The sequence below is a fragment of the Cellulomonas taurus genome, assembly GCF_012931845.1.
Lineage (GTDB): Bacteria > Actinomycetota > Actinomycetes > Actinomycetales > Cellulomonadaceae > Cellulomonas > Cellulomonas taurus.
The window spans coordinates 552,757-568,989 of sequence record NZ_CP051884.1; the positions used below are offsets into that span (position 1 = coordinate 552,757).

The window sequence follows — 16,233 nt, forward strand, 5'->3', positions numbered from 1 at the left end:
CCGGCGACGACCACACCGTAGCCACCTCACCCGCACCGCACCCGCTCGGCGGCTCAGAACCTCCGCCCCCCGTCCGATGGGGAGGTGTCGGCCACGGAAGGCCGGTGGTGAGAGAGAAGAGGATGCTCGTGACCAGGATCAGGGTGCTGGTGGTGGACGACTCGGTCGTCGTGCGCCGTCTGGTCACCGACTCGCTCTCCCGCGATCCGGACATCGAGGTGGTCGGCTTCGCCTCGAACGGCAAGATCGCCCTGTCGAAGGTCGACCAGCTCGGTCCCGACCTGGTGACGATGGACATCGAGATGCCGGAGATGAACGGCATCGAGGCGGTGCGGGAGCTGCGCCGCGCGCGGCACTCCATGCCGATCATCATGTTCTCCACGCTGACCGAGCGCGGTGCCTCCGCGACGCTGGACGCGCTGGTCGCGGGCGCCACGGACTACGTGACCAAGCCCGCGAACGTCGGCAGCGTCCAGGAGTCGCTGGCCCAGGTCGCCAGCCAGCTCATCCCCAAGATCAAGGCCCTGGTGCCCAAGCGCGCCGAACTCGGCCGCGCGAGCGTGCCGAACCAGCACGCACCGGCCGCCCCGTCGGCGCCGATCCGTCCGGCCGCCCGCGGCCCGGTGACCACCCGGCCGATGCCGCCGGTGCATCCGGTGCAGGCGCTGATCATCGGCTCCTCGACCGGCGGCCCGGAGGCGCTGTCCAAGGTGCTGAGCAACCTGTCGGTGCCGCCGACGGTGCCGGTGCTGCTGGTGCAGCACATGCCCCCGGTGTTCACCCGGCAGCTGGCCGCGCGCTTGGACCGGCTCGGCCCGGCCACCGTGGTCGAAGCGGCGGACGGCGACGTCCTGCGCCCGGGCACCGTGTACGTGGCACCGGGCGATCACCACCTGGAGCTGCGCCGGTCGGCCGGCACCCTGCGGATCGCGATCACCGACGGCCCGCCGGTCAACTTCTGCCGTCCCTCGGTGGACGTGCTGTTCCGGTCGGCGGTCAAGGAGTTCGGCGGGAAGGTGCTCGCGGTGGTCCTCACCGGCATGGGCGCCGACGGTCGGACCGGCTGTGAGGACGTGGTCTCCGCCGGAGGCACCGTCCTGGTCCAGGACGAGCCGACCAGTGTGGTGTGGGGCATGCCGGGTGCGGTCGCGACCGCTGGTCTGGCCCACAGGATCCTGCCGGTGGGCGATGTCGCACCGGCCATCGAATCGGTGCTCGCACGCAGCGGCACCGCAGTCCCGAGCGGAGGCGCAAGATGAGCCTGACCCGCGAGACCTTCGACTTCGTCGCGGACCTGGTCCGACGGCGCAGTGCGATCCAGTTGGAACCGGGCAAGGAGTACCTGGTCGAGAGTCGGCTGCTGCCGCTGGCCCGCGAGGGTGGGCACGCGGGGGTGGACGCCTACGTGTCGTCGGTGCGCACCGGCCGTCGGGAGGCCGACCTGGTCGCCGTGGTCGAGGCGCTGACCACCAACGAGACCTCCTGGTTCCGTGACTCCACCCCGTTCAGCGCGCTGCGCACGCACATGCTGCCGGCACTGCGGGCGGACCGTCCGGTGCTGGACCGGCTGCGGGTGTGGTCGGCCGCCTGTTCCACCGGGCAGGAGCCGTACTCGATCGCGATGACCCTGGCCGAGATCCTCGGCCCGTCGACCCGCACCGAGATCGTGGCCACCGACCTGTCCGACCAGGTGCTGAACCAGGCGAAGGAGGGCAGGTACTCGCAGCTCGAGGTGAACCGGGGTCTGCCCGCGCCGATGCTGGTCCGGCACTTCCGCCGGTCCGGCGCGGACTGGCAGATCGCCGAGGAACTGCGTCGCACCATCACCTTCCAGCGGCACAACCTGCTGGACGCGGCACCGCTGGGACCGTTCGACATCGTGTTCCTGCGCAACGTCCTCATCTACTTCGACCTGGACACCAAGCGAGCGATCCTCGGCCGGGTGCACCGGGTCCTGCGGCCGGGCGGCTTCCTGGTGCTGGGTGCCGCGGAGACCACCATCGGGGTGGACGGCGACTGGGAACGGGTGCCGGTCGCCCGGGGCTCGGTCTACCGGCCGGTGCACGGCGGATCCGCCGGGCTGCCCACCCCCCGCACCACCACCACCAATTTCCCGGTGGCGTCCACCTCGACCTTCGTCAACCAAGGAGTGAGCCGATGAGAGCCCTGGTCATCGACGACTCGCGGACCATGCGCCGCATCGTCGCGCACACCCTGGAGGAGCTGGGCTTCAGCACCGTCCAGGCGGGCGACGGGCAGGAGGCTCTGGACGTCCTGGAATCGGGCGACCAGGTCGACCTGGCCTGCATCGACTGGAACATGCCGGTGATGGACGGACTGACCTTCGTCACCAATGTCCGGTCGCGCCCCGAGTGGCGATCCATCACCCTGATGATGGTCACCACGGAGAGCGAGCACGGTCAGATCGTCCGGGCCTTGGCCGCGGGCGCGCACGAGTACCTGATCAAGCCTTTCACCCCTGACGCGATCCGGGACAAGCTCGACCTGCTCGGGCTGCTCCCGCTGGAGGAACCGGTATGAGCATCGCCGTGGAGACCGACCAGGTCTACGCCATCACCGAGGAGGTGTTCGGCGCGATGATCGACCCGGAGCCGGGGTACCTGCGGCCGTGGGAGGGCGACCTGCCCACCCCGACCGACCCCCTCGCCGCCTGGGTCGACGTGCACGGTGAACTGGCCGGCCGGGCCGCCGTGATCTGCGAGACCGCCACCGCCCACGAGCTGGCCCGCGCGCTGCTCCGGATGGAGCCGCACGAGGAGGTGACCCCCGCCGATCTGGTGGACGCCTTCGGCGAGGTCGCCAACGTGGTCGGCGGCAACATCAAGGCGCTGCTGCCGAGCCAGGGGTCGCTGACCCTGCCGCAGGTGGCCGCCGCCGTTCCCCAGGCACCCGCCGACGCTCCGGCGCACACCCTGGCACTCGACTGGCGCGGTCACCCGCTGTCGGTCGTCGTCTGGCTGTTCTGAACCCTCTCTGCTCAGCAAACCCGCTCAACAACCTGAAGGATGTGACCCGCCATGATCCGCGTGCTCATCGCCGACGACAGCCGTGTCATGCGGCAGATCGTGATCCGCACGCTGCGCCAGGCCGGCTACGACTGGGAGGTCCGTGAGGCCGCCGACGGGGCCGAGGCCCTGCAGGCGGTCCGGGACGACGAGCCCGACGTCGTGCTGTCCGACTGGAACATGCCGGAGATGACCGGCATCGACCTGCTGCGTCGTCTCCGGGCGGAGGGCTTCGGCACCCCGTTCGGCTTCGTGACCTCGGAGGGGTCGCCGGAGATGCGGGAGACCGCGGAGGCGGCCGGTGCGCTGTTCCTGATCGCCAAGCCGTTCACCCCGGACTCGTTCCGCGAGGTCATCGAGCCGGTGCTGGCATGAGCGACGCGACTCCGCTGCCCGCCGCGCTGGAGGTGCGGGAGCTCTGGGAGGGGCTGGTCGGCCGGGACGTGTCGGTGACCACCGGCGGCCCGATGGTCGATCCGGTGCTGAACGGTGGTGCTCAGGTCGGGGTGTACGTCGACCGCGCGATGCAGCTGTCGGCGCTGGTGCTCTTCGACCTGCCACTCGCTGCCCGGATGGGTGCCGCGATCGCGTTGGTGCCGCAGGCCGCCGCCGAGACCGCGGTGATCGAGGAGCAGCTGCCCAGCTCGCTGTCGGAGAACTCCGCCGAGATCCTCAACGTGATGGCGGCGCTGTTCAACGTCGGTGACGCCCCGCACCTCAAGCTCGACACGGTCTACAACCCGCGCGAGCCGCTGCCGTCCGATGTGGCGCGCTGGGTGCTGGCGTACGTCCGTCGGCTCGATCTGGAGGTCGAGGTCGCCGGCTACGGCAGGGGTACTGCCTCGGTGCTCGTCATCTGAGTGCTACTCAAAAGTAGCGGTCGCTACTCTCACGTAGCGCGCTGCCACTACCTGGTTCAGGCCCCGGGACCCCTCAATTCAGGGGTCTCGGGGCCTCTGGTGGTTTCCGGGCCGGTGCGGCGCGACCTAGCGTTCTGGGCATGCCGACAGACCGCCGAGGGAAGCCTCTCGACCGTGAGGACGCACGCGGCCGAGGCTTGCCGGTTGCTGTTCGGCTGACAGTCGACCGGGCTCCGCACGCCGAGAACCCCCTTGCCGGCGTGCGGGTCCGGTCGACCATCCCGGGTGTCACGGTCACCGGGCGGCTGCCCGACGTCTGGCGCGCGGCACTGGCGGCCGCCGGCCTTCGTCCGGTCCCCGATGTCGTCCCGGCGATCGCCCATCTGGTCGCCCCGGCAGGCCGGCCGGACCGACTGACGGGCGTGCTCCGCGGCGGTGATCTGGTGCTGCTCCTGGACGGTGCCGACCGACTCGGCGCCGTCGCCGCCGCATTCGGTGCCGCCCGGCCGGAGTTCGCGTTGCTGCCCGATGCCGACCGCCCGTGCGTCCATCTCGCGCAGGCACGGCTCCGTGGCGGTGTGGCGCAGGGGCCGCACCGTGTGATCGGTGCCACGGCCCAGGCGGCGATCCTGGCGAGTGCGCTGCTCCGGCGGCTGTGCCCCGGGCGTCTCGATCTGTTCGCCCCCGCCCACCTGGGTGCCGAGCCGACCCTGCTCTGGTCCGAGCCGCGGAACCGGACCTGACTGACCGACCGGTCATGCCAGAATTCGTCGCATGTCCACCACCACTCCGGGCACCGCTGTGCCCGCGGCGCCGCGCAACGCGCTGGACCGCTTCTTCAAGATCACCGAGCGCGGCTCGTCCATCGGCGCGGAGGTCCGCGGCGGTCTGGTGACCTTCTTCGCGATGAGCTACATCATCGTGCTGAACCCGCTCATCATCGGCACCGCCCAGGACGGCACCGGCCAGTTCCTCGGCGGCGGTGACGGCCCGAACCTGGCGATGGTCGCGGCGACGACCGCTCTGGTGGCCGGGCTGATGTCGATCCTGATGGGTGTCGTGGCGAACTTCCCGCTGGCGCTCGCCGCCGGTCTGGGCCTGAACGCGGCCGTCGCCTTCTCGATCGCGGCGCTGCCGGACATGACCTGGGCCGACGCGATGGGCATCGTGGTGCTGGAGGGCATCCTGATCCTGATCCTGGTGCTCACCGGGTTCCGGCAGGCGGTCTTCCAGGCGGTGCCGATGGAGCTCAAGACGGCGATCAGCGTCGGCATCGGCCTGTTCGTCGCCTTCGTCGGCTTGGTGAACGCCGGCTTCGTGCGGATCCCGGCCAGTCAGTCCACCCCGGTCGAGCTGGGCATCGGCGGCTCGCTGGGCGCGTGGCCGCTGCTGGTGTTCCTGGTCGGCGTGTTCATCGCGGTCATCCTGATGACCCGCAAGGTGAAGGGTGCCATCCTGATCGCGATCGTGGCGTCCACCGTGCTGGCGGTCGTCGTCGAGGCGATCACCCACGTCGGCGTGCGGACCGCGGACAACGGTGGTGGCTGGGCGCTGAACGTGCCCGCGCTGCCGGACGGCGTGGTCGCCGCGCCCGACTTCTCCCTGCTGGGTCAGTTCTCCCTGTTCGGCTCGATCGGCAAGATCGGCGTCGTCGCCGTCATCCTGCTGGTGTTCTCGCTGATGGTCGCCGACTTCTTCGACACCATGGGCACGATGGTCGCCGTCGGCGGTGAGGCCGGTCTGCTGGACAAGGGCGGCAACCCGCCGCGCACCAAGCAGATCCTGATCGTCGACTCGGTGGCGGCCATCGCCGGTGGCGCCGGGTCGGTGTCCTCGAACACCTCCTACGTGGAGTCCTCCGCCGGTGTCGGCGACGGGGCGCGCACCGGTCTGGCCTCGGTGGTCACCGGCATCGCCTTCCTGCTCGCGACCTTCCTGTCGCCGCTGATCGAGATGGTGCCCTCCGAGGCCGCCACCCCGGCGCTGGTCGTGGTCGGCTTCCTGATGTTCCAGCAGATCACCGGCATCGACTGGAAGAACTTCGAGGTCGCGATCCCGGCGTTCCTCACCGTGATCCTGATGCCCTTCGCGTACTCGATCACCGTGGGCATCGGCGCGGGCGTGGTGTCCTTCGTGGTGCTGAAGATCGCCGTCGGCAAGATCCGGCTGATCCACCCGATGATGTGGGTGGCCACGGTCCTGTTCGGGATCTACTTCCTCACCGAGCCGATCAAGGGCCTGCTCGGACTCTGAGTACCGGCTGAGTGCTGCCGCCGGGTAGGTTCGGGGGAATCCCTCCGGCAGCAGAAGGACCCCATGCGTATCTCCGTCATCGGTTGCGGCTACCTCGGTGCCGTGCACGCGGCCAGCATGGCCACCCTCGGTCACACCGTCGTCGGTGTGGACGTGGACAGCGCGAAGATCGACCGGTTGGCCGCCGGTACCGCTCCGTTCTACGAGCCGGGTCTCCCCGAACTCCTGGACGGGCTGCGGGACAGCGACCGGCTCACCTTCACCACGGACCTGTCCCGGGTGCGGGGTGCCACGGTGCACTTCCTGTGCGTCGGCACCCCGCAGAAGGACGGCGAGTTCCGGGCCGATCTGTCCTATGTGGAGTCGTCCTTCGAGGCGTTGAAGCCCTACCTGAACCCGGGTGACCTGGTGGTGGGCAAGTCGACGGTCCCGGTCGGGACCGCGGAGGAGCTGGCGGCGCGTCTGGCGGGCACCGGCGCGACGCTGGTGTGGAACCCCGAGTTCCTGCGCGAGGGCTTCGCGGTGCAGGACACGCTGCACCCCGACCGGCTGGTCTACGGGCTGCCGACCGACGCCGACGGCAACCCCACCCCGGAGGGAGAGCTGGCCCGCGGCGTCCTGGACCAGGTCTACGCCGCACCGCTGGCCGAGGGTGCGCCGCTGGTGATCACGGACTATCCGACCGCGCAGCTGGTGAAGGTCGCGGCGAACTCCTTCCTGGCCACCAAGATCTCGTTCATCAACGCGATGGCCGAGCTGTGCGAGGCGACCGGTGCGGACGTGACCCGGCTGGCGGATGCGATCGGGCACGACGTGCGGATCGGTCGCAAGTTCCTGAACGCCGGGCTCGGCTTCGGGGGCGGGTGCCTGCCCAAGGACATCCGGGCGTTCATGGCGCGGGCCGGTGAGCTGGGGGTGGACCAGGCGCTGTCCTTCCTCAAGGAGGTCGACGCGATCAACATGCGGCGCCGGGTGCGGATGGTCGACCTGGCCCGTGAGGTCTGCGGCGGGTCGATCGTCGGACGCCGGATCGCGGTGCTGGGGGCGGCGTTCAAGCCGAACTCGGACGACATCCGCGACTCGCCCGCACTGTCGGTGGCCGGTCAGATGCAGCTGCAGGGTGCGCACGTCACCGTGACCGACCCGCAGGCGGTCGAGAACGCCCGCACCGCCTGGCCGGGTCTGCACTACGCCACCTCGGTCGCGGAGGCGGTGCAGGACGCCGATGTGGTGCTGTTGGCCACCGAGTGGGACGAGTACCGCGAGCTGGACCCGGACTCCATCGCCGACCTGGTCGCCCAACGGCACATCCTGGACGGCCGCAATGTGCTGGAGCCGACCCGGTGGCGCGCCGCCGGCTGGACCTACCGGGCGCTCGGCCGCCCCTGAACCGACCGCGTCGAACGCGTCGAGAGTTCGTCGGACACCCCCGGACCGCAGGACGGTCCGGGGGTGTCTCGTATGACGAACGACCCATGTCGTGAGCTGAGGTAATGACCTAAGCTAACGACCATGCCCGAACCGACCCCCGCCCAGTGCCGTCCCGGTGCCCTGGCGGGTGAGCTGCGCGGCGCGATCGGCGTCTCCCATCGCCGGATCCGCTCCCGTCGTGGGGCCGCGGACCTGCCGGATGCCCAGTTCACCGTGCTCGCCGTGCTGCTCCGGGAGGGGCCGCTGACCCCCGGTGCCCTGGCCGACCGCGAGCACGTGCAGCCGCCCACCATGACCCGGACCGTCAACACGCTGGTCGACCTCGGCTTCGTCACCAAGGAGCCGCACCCCACCGACGGCCGGTTGGTGATGGTCCGGCTCACCGCGGCGGGGGAGTCCGAGGTCCGGGAGACCCGTCGGCGCCGGGACGACTGGCTGGCGCAGCAACTGAAGAAACTCACCGCAGAAGAGCGGTCGACCCTGGCGGAGGCTGCCGTGCTGCTCCGCCGGATCACGGCCGCGGGATGACCCGTCGATGAACTCCACTTTCGCCTCGCTCAAGATCCACAACTACCGCCTCTGGTTCGCCGGTGCGCTGGTCGCCAACGTCGGCACCTGGATGCAGCGCGTCGCCCAGGACTGGCTGGTGCTGACCGACCTCTCCGACGACTCAGGGCTCGCGGTCGGGATCACCACCGCGCTCCAGTTCGCCCCGACCCTGCTGCTGTCCGCCTGGGCCGGGCTGCTCGCCGACCGGGTCAACCGCCGCAAGCTGCTGATCGCCAGCCAGGTCGCGCAAGGACTGCTCGCCCTCGGGCTCGGGCTGCTGGTGCTGTCCGGGCACGCCCAGCTCTGGCAGGTCTACCTGTTCGCCCTCGCCCTGGGCTGCGTCGCCGCGATCGACCAGCCGGTGCGCCAGACCTTCGTCGCCGAACTGGTCCCGGCCGGGAAGCTGTCGAACGCCGTCGGGCTGAACAGCGCCTCCTTCAACGCCGCACGGTTGATCGGCCCCGGGCTCGCCGGTCTGCTGATCGCCGCCTTCGGCTCGGGTTGGGCCTTCGTCATCAACGGCGCGACCTTCGCCGCGACGATCCTCGCGCTGACCAAGATGCGCACCGATCAGCTCTACTCGATGCCCGCCGCTCCCCGGGCGAAGGGCCAGATCCGCGAGGGCATCCGGTACGTCCGGCACCGCTCCGACATCCTGGTGATCATGGTCGTGATCGGGGTGGTCTCCACCTTCGGCCTCAACTTCCAGATGACCAGCGCGATGATGGCCCGCTCCGAGTTCGGCAAGGGCGCGGGGGAGTACGGCATCCTCGGCTCGATCATGGCGATCGGGTCGCTGGCCGGGGCGCTGCTCGCCGCCCGGCGGGAACGGCCGCGGGTCCGGCTGGTGATCGGTGCCGCCTTCGGCTTCGGCATCGCGACCGGGGTGCAGGCATTGATGCCGACCTACGCCTCCTATGCCGTCGCCGCGATCCCGGTCGGCCTCGCCTCGCTCACCATGCTCACCGCGGCGAACACGACGATCCAGATGTCCACCGACCCCGCGGTGCGCGGCCGGGTCATGTCGCTCTACATGATCGTGATGCTCGGGGCGACGCCGATCGGCGCGCCGATCGTGGGCTGGATCGGTGAGCACTTCGGCGCCCGCTGGTCCATCGGCATCGGTTCGATCACCGCGCTGCTGGTGGCCACCCTCGCGGCGGTGTGGGCCAAGAAGCGCTGGCAGGTGGAGCTGCACTACCGGGTGCGGGCGCGGCCGCACCTGCAGGTGATCTACCCGCGCCGGGCCGCCGACCGGGTGGCGGCGCAGGAGGTCACGGACGCTAGCGCGACCTGACCGGCGCTGCATCGTCCGGCCGCGGGTGAAACACGCCGGAGTCCGCGCCAGCCAGCTGTCCGAAATGTCACGATTCATCGATGACCACGCGACGACGCCTCCTGCTGATCGGATCCGTGGTCGGCGCGATCGCCCTGCTGCTCGCCGTCTGGCTCGGCATCCGGGTCGCCCAGGCCGCCGGAGCGTTGCGGGAGCTGTCGGAGAACGCGGCACCGGTGCTGTACGGCCTGCCGCACGGTGACACCACCGCGTTGCGGGACCGGCTCCCGGCGATCCGCGAGTCGGCGGCCCACGCCCGCTCGGCCACGGCGGACCCGATCGTGCGCGCGGCATCGCGGCTGCCCTGGATCGGTGACGACCTCCGGGCGGTGACGGCGGTGTCCCGGGCTGCCGACGGTCTGGCGGGCGAACCGGCCCAGGCGGTGCTCGACCTCACCGGGGCATCGCCGACCTCGGCGGGCGGGTCCGACCTCGATCTCTCGGCGGTGCTCGCAGCGGCTCCGGCGATGGCCGATGCCGCCGACATCCTGCTCGCGCTGCGGACCGAGTTGGTCGACCTCGACCCGGACCGCCTCACCGGACCGGTGCGGGACGGAACCGCCCGGCTCGCACCCCTGCTGTCCGCCGATCCTGACCAGCTGCGCTCCGCCGCCGCGCTCGCCGACCGCCTCCCCGCGTTGCTCGGCGCCGACGGTCCCCGCCGCTACCTGCTGCTCGCCATGAACCCCGCGGAGTTGCGCACGCAGGGCGGCATCGTCGGGTCCACCGTTGTGCTCACCGCCGACCGCGGCACCCTCACCCTGACCGAACAGCGCGGTACCACCGAGCTGCCCGAGCTGGCCGGACCGGCGCTGCCGCTCACCGATCAGGAGACGGCGCTCTACGGCGACCGGCTGGGGCGGTGGATCCAGGACGTGGTGCTGAGCCCGGACTTCCCCCGTGCCGCCCAGCTCGCCGCCGCCTACTGGGAGCAGGTCGTCGGCGGTCGGGTGGACGGGGTGCTGGCCACCGACCCGGTGGCGCTGAGCGCCGTGCTGGGGGCCGCCGGGAGTGGGATCACCGTGGACGGGCAGCAGGTGCCCCCGGATCAGCTGATCGGGTTGCTGCTGCGGGATGCCTATCTGACCTACGGCGACCCGCGGGACGGTGACGCCTTCTACGCCCGGACGGCGGCAGCGGCCTTCGGTGCGCTGACCGAGGTGCTGCGGCAGCCCGCGTCGATGGTCCACACCGTCACCACCCTCGCCGAGCAGGTCGAGCACGGGCGGTTCCGGCTGTGGTCGGCGGACCCTGCGGATCGACGCGCACTGGCCGGGACACCGCTGGCCGGTGACTTCCTCTCCGGCAGTGATCGGGGGGCGACGGTCGGGGTCTTCCTGGACGACATCACCGCGGGCAAGCTCGGTGCCGACCTGGACGTGTCGGTGTCCGCGACGGTCGATGGCTGCGGCGGCGCCGATCCGATGGCGCGGCTCACGGTCCGGCTGGACTACCGGCCGCCGTCGGATGTCGCCGACTACCCGGCCCAGGTGCTCGGCGACGGGGGGCCGGGGGTGCCGCCGGGCTGGATCGCCACCAACCTGTCGGTCTACTCGGCCCGGCACGGCACCGTGGGCACGATCAGCCGGGACGGCGAGACGATCGGCGGCGAGCAGGCGGGGATCGACGGGCGCACGGTGCAGACGGTGACGGCGCGGATCGCCCCCGGCGCCGCGCAGGAGTACGTGATCGAGGTCCCGGCCCCCGGGGGTGAGCTGTCGGTGTGGACGACGCCCACCGTGACGGCGGGGGGGCGTGGCCGAGGCGCGCTGCGGCTGATTTCTCACCCGCTGCCGACCGGCGTCCCGGGGTACAGTCACTGTGACAAATGTCCGATTTGTCCGTATCACCCACACCGGCACCGCTGCCGGCGGGGAAGGGGCGTCATGTCGCAGCACCGCAGGACCGGCTCGGCCGTCACCACCCTCCTGATCGCGGGGTTGCTGCTGCTCGCCCCCGCGCTGACCCCGTCGGCGCTCGCCGCGCCCACCGCGCCACTGTCTCCCGCAGCCCCGGCAGCACCCTCAGTGCCCTCAGCACCATCAGCGCCCTCGGCGCCCGAGGACCCGGCCGCCCCGGTCGCCGACACCACTGCCTGTGCCCAGCCGGCCCTCGGCTACGCACCGCGCGGCGCCTGCGAGCTGCGGGTCCTGCGCGCCCAGTCCGCCTGTGTCGGCGGCGCGCCGGTGCTGGAGTACGCGGTCGAGCCGGTGGGCACACCGCGCACCACGGTCACCCTGACCTGGCAGAACCCGACCGGCCCGGATGTGGTCTTCCCCGACCTCCCGCTGTCCGGCACCGTGCTGTGGCCCGGCACCGTGGTCGAGGGTGGCACGGTGCTCGACTGGCCGGGCTGGACCCCGCGACCGGACGGCGGCTTCGACCGTGGTGACGAGTACGACTGGGTCCGCCCCGGCGTCTCGGTGCTGTTCGAGGTGAACCCGACCGCGACCCAGACGGTGTCCTACCCGTCGGAGAGCGCACGGTGCGCCAACCCCGCCACCGGCACCGGCGTCCTCGGCGGCGACGAGCCGGTGATCACCCCGGTGGGCACCGGTGCGCAGCCGTCGGTCGCCGCTCCGCCTGCCGGGGGATCGACGGTCACCGTTGCCGAGCCCTCCGCCGCCGATCGCACCGCCCTGCGATCGGCGGGTCGGTCCCAGGTGGCCGAGGCCCGGGAGCTCGCGCTCACCGGCGCCGAGGTCGCACCGGAACTGCGCACGGTGGGCGTCCTGGTCGGCGGTGGGCTGCTGGTCCTGGTCGCCGCCCGCCTGGTCGCCCGGCGCCGCGACCGCACGCGCTGACCGCTCGCGCTGACCGCGAGACAGTACGGTCCCCGAGCGGCCCGAACAGCACACCGCGCTCGTCGACCCCGCCACCGCGTGCCCTGACCCGCCACCGCGTGCCCTGACCCGCCACCGCGTGCCCTGACCCGTCACCGCGCGCCGGCCGTCCCGGCCGGACCCTGTGGCCCGACCGCTCCGGGAATCAGACCAGCTGCTCCACCACGTGGTCGATGCACGCGGTCAGCGCCAGCACGTCCTCCGGGTCGACCGCCGGGAACATCGCCACCCGCAGCTGGTTGCGGCCGAGCTTGCGGTACGGCTCCACGTCCACGACCCCGTGCGCCCGCAGCGTCTTCGCGATGGTCGCCGCCTCGATCTCCGGCCGGAAGTCGATGGTGCCGACCACCGGCGACCGGTGAGCGGGGTCGGTGACGAAGGGGGTGGTCCAGTCGCGGGCGTCGGCCCAGGAGTAGAGGTGCCCGGCGGAGGTGGCGGTGCGCTCGGCACACCAGTCGAGGCCGCCGTTCGCCAGCATCCAGTCGATCTGCTCGGCCAGCAGCACCAGGGTCGCCAGGGCCGGGGTGTTCAGCGTCTGGTCCGCCCGGGAGTTGGTCACCGCGGCGGTTAAGGACAGGAACTCCGGCACCCAGCGGTCACCGCGTGCCTCGACCCGGGCCGCGCGCTCGATCGCGTCGGGGGAGAGCGCGGCCAGCCACAGCCCGCCGTCGCTGCCGAAGGACTTCTGCGGCGCGAAGTAGTAGGCGTCGGTGTGCGCGACGTCCACCGGCATCCCTCCGGCCGCGGAGGTGCCGTCCACCAGCACCAGGGCCCCGTCGTAGTCGGCGGCGCGGCGCACCGGGGCCACCGCGCCGGTCGAGGTCTCGTTCTGGGCCCAGGCGTACACGTCGACCCCGGCGGTGGCGGCCGGGACGCCCGCGGTGCCCACCGGCAGCTCGGTCACCACCGGCTCGGCCAGGAACGGCGCCCGGGCCGCGGCGGCGGCGAACTTCGCACCGAACTCGCCGAAGGTGGCGTGCGCGGACCGCTGCTCGATCAGGCAGGCGACCGCCACTTCCCAGAACGCGGTGCTCCCGCCGTTGCCCAGCGCGATCTCGTACCCCTCCGGCAGGGCGAACAGCTCGCTCAGTCCGGCCCGCACCCGGTGCACGACGGCCTTCACCGGCGCCTGGCGGTGCGAGGTGCCCAGCAGGTTCCGCCCGGCCTCGGTCAGGGCCTGCACCTGCGCGGCCCGCACCTTGGCCGGTCCGGAACCGAACCGACCGTCGCGCGGCAGCAGGTGGGCGGGGATCTGCGGCAGGGTGTCGCGGCTCACGGTCACAGGGGCGACCCTACTCACCTGCCGCGTGGGCTGGACGGACCAACTAGCCTGTGGACGGACGACTGCGCGGCAGGGCATGACAGGAAGGCACGGGCGTGAGTGACCTGATCGACACCACCGAGATGTACCTCAAGACGATCTACGAACTGGCCGAGGAGGGGATCACCCCGCTCCGGGCCCGGATCGCCGAGCGTCTGGGACACAGCGGGCCGACGGTGTCGCAGACCGTGGCCCGGATGGAGCGCGACGGCCTGGTCATCGTGTCCGGTGACCGCCACCTGGAGCTGACCGAGGCCGGGGCGCACAAGGCCACCCAGGTGATGCGCAAGCACCGGCTCGCGGAGCGCCTGCTCACCGACGTGGTGAAGCTGGACTGGGAGTTCGTGCACGAGGAGGCGTGCCGCTGGGAGCACGTGATGAGCGAGCGGGTGGAGCAGCGGCTCGCCGATCTGCTCGGTCACCCGCAGTTCGACCCCTACGGCAACCCGATCCCCGGCCTGCCCGAGATCGGTGAGCCCGCCGCGCCGGTCACCTTCCTCGAGGGCGTGGCATCCGTGGTGCTGCTGCTCGAGCGCAGCGCCGGCCCGGTCACCGGCACCCTGTCGCGGCTCGGTGAACCGATGCAGACCGACGTCGAGCTGCTCGGCCGGATGGCGGCCCTGGGCCTGGTGCCGGGCACCCTGGTCACCGCCACCCGGGGTCGTGGCGTGATCACGCTCAGCGCCCCGGACGCCACCGCCGTGCTGGACCTGCCGGACGACATCGCCCGGCATGTGTTCCTCGCCACGACCTGACTTTCACCCGCCGGGGTGCCGCGCCGCGGTGTGGGTCGCTGACCTGCGCCGCGGCGTCGTCGTGTCCGGGGCCCTCCGGGGGCACCCCGACCGCCGGGGAAACAGACCGTGACCGGAACGTGACAATCGCCGCGGGGGTCGGGTACGGTCGGTCCTGCTCGTCGGAACCCTCCTCTGTACGAGCCCCCGGATGGCCAGCCGAACCCTGCCATCATCTGGGGTCCGTCTCATTCGCCGGCAGGGGCGGGGGAACCAACTTCGGGCGCCATGGTGCGTCCTTGGGGTGAAGCCGCGAGCAGCGTCCGTCAGGGCGGTTCTCGCGGCCGGACATCTCCAGTCCGAACCCGACAGCTCACCTCGTAGGCACAAGGAGAGGCTGTACGTGACCGCTGTTGCTGCACGCGCCCGGCACCGTTCCGCGCGTCGCCCCGTCACCCCCCTGACCGAGCTGACCGGCACCCTCGCCGGCGCCGGCCGCCGCACCGCCGTCGTCGCGGCGTCGTCCGGTCTGATGGTCTCGATGATCGCCGTGCCGGCCACCGCCGCGCCGTCGAGCAACGACACCGCTCTCGGCTCGGTGGACACCACGAACCTGACCGCCTCGGCGCGGGCAGTGCTCGACACCGCCCCGCAGGTGACCGCCCCGGCCGAGGCCGCGTGGACCTTCGAGGCCCCCGCCGTCACCGCTGTCGTGCCCGAGCCCGAGCCCGAGCCGGAGCCGGTCGTCACCACGACCTCGCGTTCCGCCGCCCGCGCCGACGCCGCCGCCACCACCGAGACCGCGTCGGTCGAGGTCGCGTCCGCCGCCGTCCCGCAGTCGGTCGCCGGGAACGCTGTGCTCGAGGTCGCCGCCCGCTACGTCGGCACCCCGTACGTCTCCGGTGGCACCACCCCGGACGGCTTCGACTGCTCCGGCTTCGTGTCCTACGTCTACGCCCAGCTCGGCATCGACCTGCCGCGGACCTCCTCCGCGATCAAGGGCGCCGGCACCGTGGTCTCCGCCGCCGACGCTCAGCCCGGCGACCTGATCTGGAGCCCGGGGCACATCGCGATCTACGCCGGTGGCAACCAGCAGATCGACGCCCCGCGCCCGGGCAAGACCGTGCAGTTCCGCGCCATCTGGCAGAGCAACCCGGTGTTCATCCGGATCGGCTGATCGCGCGCGTTCTCCGACGGCCCCCGCACCCCACGGTGCGGGGGCCGTCGTCGTTCGCCGGTGATGACACGACCGGAATTCATCGGGTGCACCGGCAGGGCGTGCGCGTACGCTGATCGCGCAGTCTCCCCAGCGGACCCACCAGCCAGGCGGGTCCCGCGCTCGCAAGGAGTTCGCCGTGCTCCCGTCCGCCACCGCTCGGACCCTGTTGCTGAATGCCAGTCACGAGCCGCTGTGCGTGGTCAGCCTGCCACGCGCCGTCACCTTGGTGCTGTCCGGCAAGGCCGTCGTCCTGGAGACCACCGGCCTCGTCCTGCACTCCGAGCACGCGTCCGTGCTGCTGCCGGCCGTGTTGTGCCTGAACCGCTACGTGCACGTGCCGCACCGCCGCCCGGTGCCGCCCACCCGGCGCACCGTGCTGCAGCGCGACGACCACCGGTGCGCGTACTGCGGCTCCCGGGCGGACACCGTCGACCACGTCCAACCCCGGTCCCGCGGCGGGCGGCACGAGTGGGAGAACGTGGTGGCCGCCTGCCGTCGGTGCAACCACCGCAAGGCCGACCACCTGCTGCACGAGATCGGCTGGGAGCTGACCGTCCAGCCCCGCCCGCCCCGGGGCGCAGCCGCGTTCCTGCGCGGCACCCTCGCCCAGGACCCGGCCTGGACCGCGTACCTGGCAGCCTGACCCGCGCCACGCTGAGGT

16 protein-coding genes and 1 riboswitch are annotated in these 16,233 nt (G+C 72.0%); of the genes, 15 read left to right on the forward strand and 1 reads right to left on the reverse strand.

Going from position 1 to position 16,233, the window contains the following annotated elements; all coding sequences use genetic code 11:
• Positions 1-122 precede the first annotated feature (122 nt).
• The 12 genes from HGK68_RS02510 (at position 123) to HGK68_RS02565 (ending at position 12,259) form a co-directional block, all read left to right on the forward strand.
• Positions 123-1,259 carry a protein-glutamate methylesterase/protein-glutamine glutaminase gene (locus HGK68_RS02510; protein ID WP_246260690.1) on the forward strand — a complete coding sequence of 379 codons (1,137 nt, stop codon included), beginning with the start codon at positions 123-125 and terminating at the stop codon, positions 1,257-1,259.
• A complete protein-coding gene (locus tag HGK68_RS02515) occupies positions 1,256-2,161 on the forward strand; it encodes a CheR family methyltransferase (protein WP_169164538.1) in 906 nt (301 codons plus the stop codon). The genes HGK68_RS02510 and HGK68_RS02515 overlap by 4 nt, the downstream gene beginning before the upstream one ends.
• The gene (locus HGK68_RS02520) at positions 2,158-2,541 is read left to right on the forward strand and encodes a response regulator (protein WP_169164539.1); all 384 of its coding nucleotides are present in this window, start codon (positions 2,158-2,160) and stop codon (positions 2,539-2,541) included. Before HGK68_RS02515 ends, HGK68_RS02520 begins: the two co-directional genes overlap by 4 nt.
• The gene (locus HGK68_RS02525; RefSeq protein ID WP_169164540.1) at positions 2,538-2,987 is read left to right on the forward strand and encodes a chemotaxis protein CheX; all 450 of its coding nucleotides are present in this window, start codon (positions 2,538-2,540) and stop codon (positions 2,985-2,987) included. The genes HGK68_RS02520 and HGK68_RS02525 overlap by 4 nt, the downstream gene beginning before the upstream one ends.
• A gap of 51 nt (positions 2,988-3,038) precedes the next feature.
• Positions 3,039-3,401, forward strand: a complete 363-nt coding sequence (locus HGK68_RS02530; RefSeq protein ID WP_206155788.1) for a response regulator — start codon at positions 3,039-3,041, stop codon at positions 3,399-3,401.
• Complete coding sequence (locus tag HGK68_RS02535) at positions 3,398-3,886, forward strand: hypothetical protein (protein WP_169164541.1); 489 nt, start codon at positions 3,398-3,400, stop codon at positions 3,884-3,886. The genes HGK68_RS02530 and HGK68_RS02535 overlap by 4 nt, the downstream gene beginning before the upstream one ends.
• A 260-nt stretch (positions 3,887-4,146) precedes the next feature.
• Positions 4,147-4,629: a hypothetical protein gene (locus HGK68_RS02540; protein WP_169164542.1), complete on the forward strand. Its 483-nt coding sequence runs from the start codon at positions 4,147-4,149 to the stop codon at positions 4,627-4,629.
• Between the two features lie 31 nt (positions 4,630-4,660).
• Positions 4,661-6,139, forward strand: coding sequence for an NCS2 family permease (locus tag HGK68_RS02545; protein ID WP_169164543.1), 1,479 nt, complete (start codon positions 4,661-4,663; stop codon positions 6,137-6,139).
• A 63-nt stretch (positions 6,140-6,202) separates the two neighbouring features.
• Positions 6,203-7,528 (forward strand): UDP-glucose dehydrogenase family protein, encoded by a 1,326-nt coding sequence (locus HGK68_RS02550; RefSeq protein ID WP_169164544.1) that lies wholly within the window; start codon positions 6,203-6,205, stop codon positions 7,526-7,528.
• Positions 7,529-7,651: 123 nt separating this feature from the next.
• Entirely contained in the window at positions 7,652-8,098 is a 447-nt protein-coding gene (locus tag HGK68_RS02555; RefSeq protein ID WP_169164545.1) for a MarR family winged helix-turn-helix transcriptional regulator, read from the forward strand.
• A 7-nt stretch (positions 8,099-8,105) separates the two neighbouring features.
• Positions 8,106-9,416 (forward strand): MFS transporter, encoded by a 1,311-nt coding sequence (locus tag HGK68_RS02560; RefSeq protein ID WP_169164546.1) that lies wholly within the window; start codon positions 8,106-8,108, stop codon positions 9,414-9,416.
• An 80-nt stretch (positions 9,417-9,496) separates the two neighbouring features.
• Positions 9,497-12,259 carry a DUF4012 domain-containing protein gene (locus HGK68_RS02565; RefSeq protein ID WP_169164547.1) on the forward strand — a complete coding sequence of 921 codons (2,763 nt, stop codon included), beginning with the start codon at positions 9,497-9,499 and terminating at the stop codon, positions 12,257-12,259.
• Positions 12,260-12,443: 184 nt separating this feature from the next.
• Here the strand turns inward: HGK68_RS02565 and serC are convergent, their stop codons facing one another.
• Complete coding sequence (gene serC / locus HGK68_RS02570) at positions 12,444-13,574, reverse strand: phosphoserine transaminase (protein WP_425483673.1); 1,131 nt, start codon at positions 13,572-13,574, stop codon at positions 12,444-12,446.
• Positions 13,575-13,675: 101 nt separating this feature from the next.
• On the opposite strand from serC, the gene HGK68_RS02575 reads away from it, so the two are divergent.
• From HGK68_RS02575 to HGK68_RS02585, 3 genes are all read left to right on the forward strand, one after another.
• Entirely contained in the window at positions 13,676-14,374 is a 699-nt protein-coding gene (locus tag HGK68_RS02575; RefSeq protein WP_169164549.1) for a metal-dependent transcriptional regulator, read from the forward strand.
• Positions 14,375-14,596: 222 nt separating this feature from the next.
• A riboswitch (cyclic di-AMP (ydaO/yuaA leader) is annotated at positions 14,597-14,754 on the forward strand.
• A gap of 2 nt (positions 14,755-14,756) precedes the next feature.
• Positions 14,757-15,530: a C40 family peptidase gene (locus HGK68_RS02580; protein ID WP_246260525.1), complete on the forward strand. Its 774-nt coding sequence runs from the start codon at positions 14,757-14,759 to the stop codon at positions 15,528-15,530.
• Between the two features lie 178 nt (positions 15,531-15,708).
• Positions 15,709-16,215 (forward strand): HNH endonuclease, encoded by a 507-nt coding sequence (locus HGK68_RS02585; protein ID WP_210766871.1) that lies wholly within the window; start codon positions 15,709-15,711, stop codon positions 16,213-16,215.
• The last annotated feature ends 18 nt before the right edge of the window (positions 16,216-16,233 follow it).

Excerpts from the sequence above, each read along its gene's own strand:
- HGK68_RS02555 (WP_169164545.1), top strand. The coding sequence starts at position 7,652 with ATGCCCGAACCGACCCCCGCCCAGTGCCGTCCCGGTGCCCTGGCGGGT.
- HGK68_RS02530 (WP_206155788.1), top strand. The coding sequence starts at position 3,039 with ATGATCCGCGTGCTCATCGCCGACGACAGCCGTGTCATGCGGCAGATC.
- HGK68_RS02520 (WP_169164539.1), top strand. The coding sequence starts at position 2,158 with ATGAGAGCCCTGGTCATCGACGACTCGCGGACCATGCGCCGCATCGTC.
- HGK68_RS02510 (WP_246260690.1), top strand. The coding sequence starts at position 123 with ATGCTCGTGACCAGGATCAGGGTGCTGGTGGTGGACGACTCGGTCGTC.
- HGK68_RS02515 (WP_169164538.1), top strand. The coding sequence starts at position 1,256 with ATGAGCCTGACCCGCGAGACCTTCGACTTCGTCGCGGACCTGGTCCGA.
- HGK68_RS02550 (WP_169164544.1), top strand. The coding sequence starts at position 6,203 with ATGCGTATCTCCGTCATCGGTTGCGGCTACCTCGGTGCCGTGCACGCG.
- HGK68_RS02525 (WP_169164540.1), top strand. The coding sequence starts at position 2,538 with ATGAGCATCGCCGTGGAGACCGACCAGGTCTACGCCATCACCGAGGAG.
- HGK68_RS02545 (WP_169164543.1), top strand. The coding sequence starts at position 4,661 with ATGTCCACCACCACTCCGGGCACCGCTGTGCCCGCGGCGCCGCGCAAC.
- HGK68_RS02565 (WP_169164547.1), top strand. The coding sequence starts at position 9,497 with ATGACCACGCGACGACGCCTCCTGCTGATCGGATCCGTGGTCGGCGCG.
- HGK68_RS02535 (WP_169164541.1), top strand. The coding sequence starts at position 3,398 with ATGAGCGACGCGACTCCGCTGCCCGCCGCGCTGGAGGTGCGGGAGCTC.
- HGK68_RS02560 (WP_169164546.1), top strand. The coding sequence starts at position 8,106 with ATGAACTCCACTTTCGCCTCGCTCAAGATCCACAACTACCGCCTCTGG.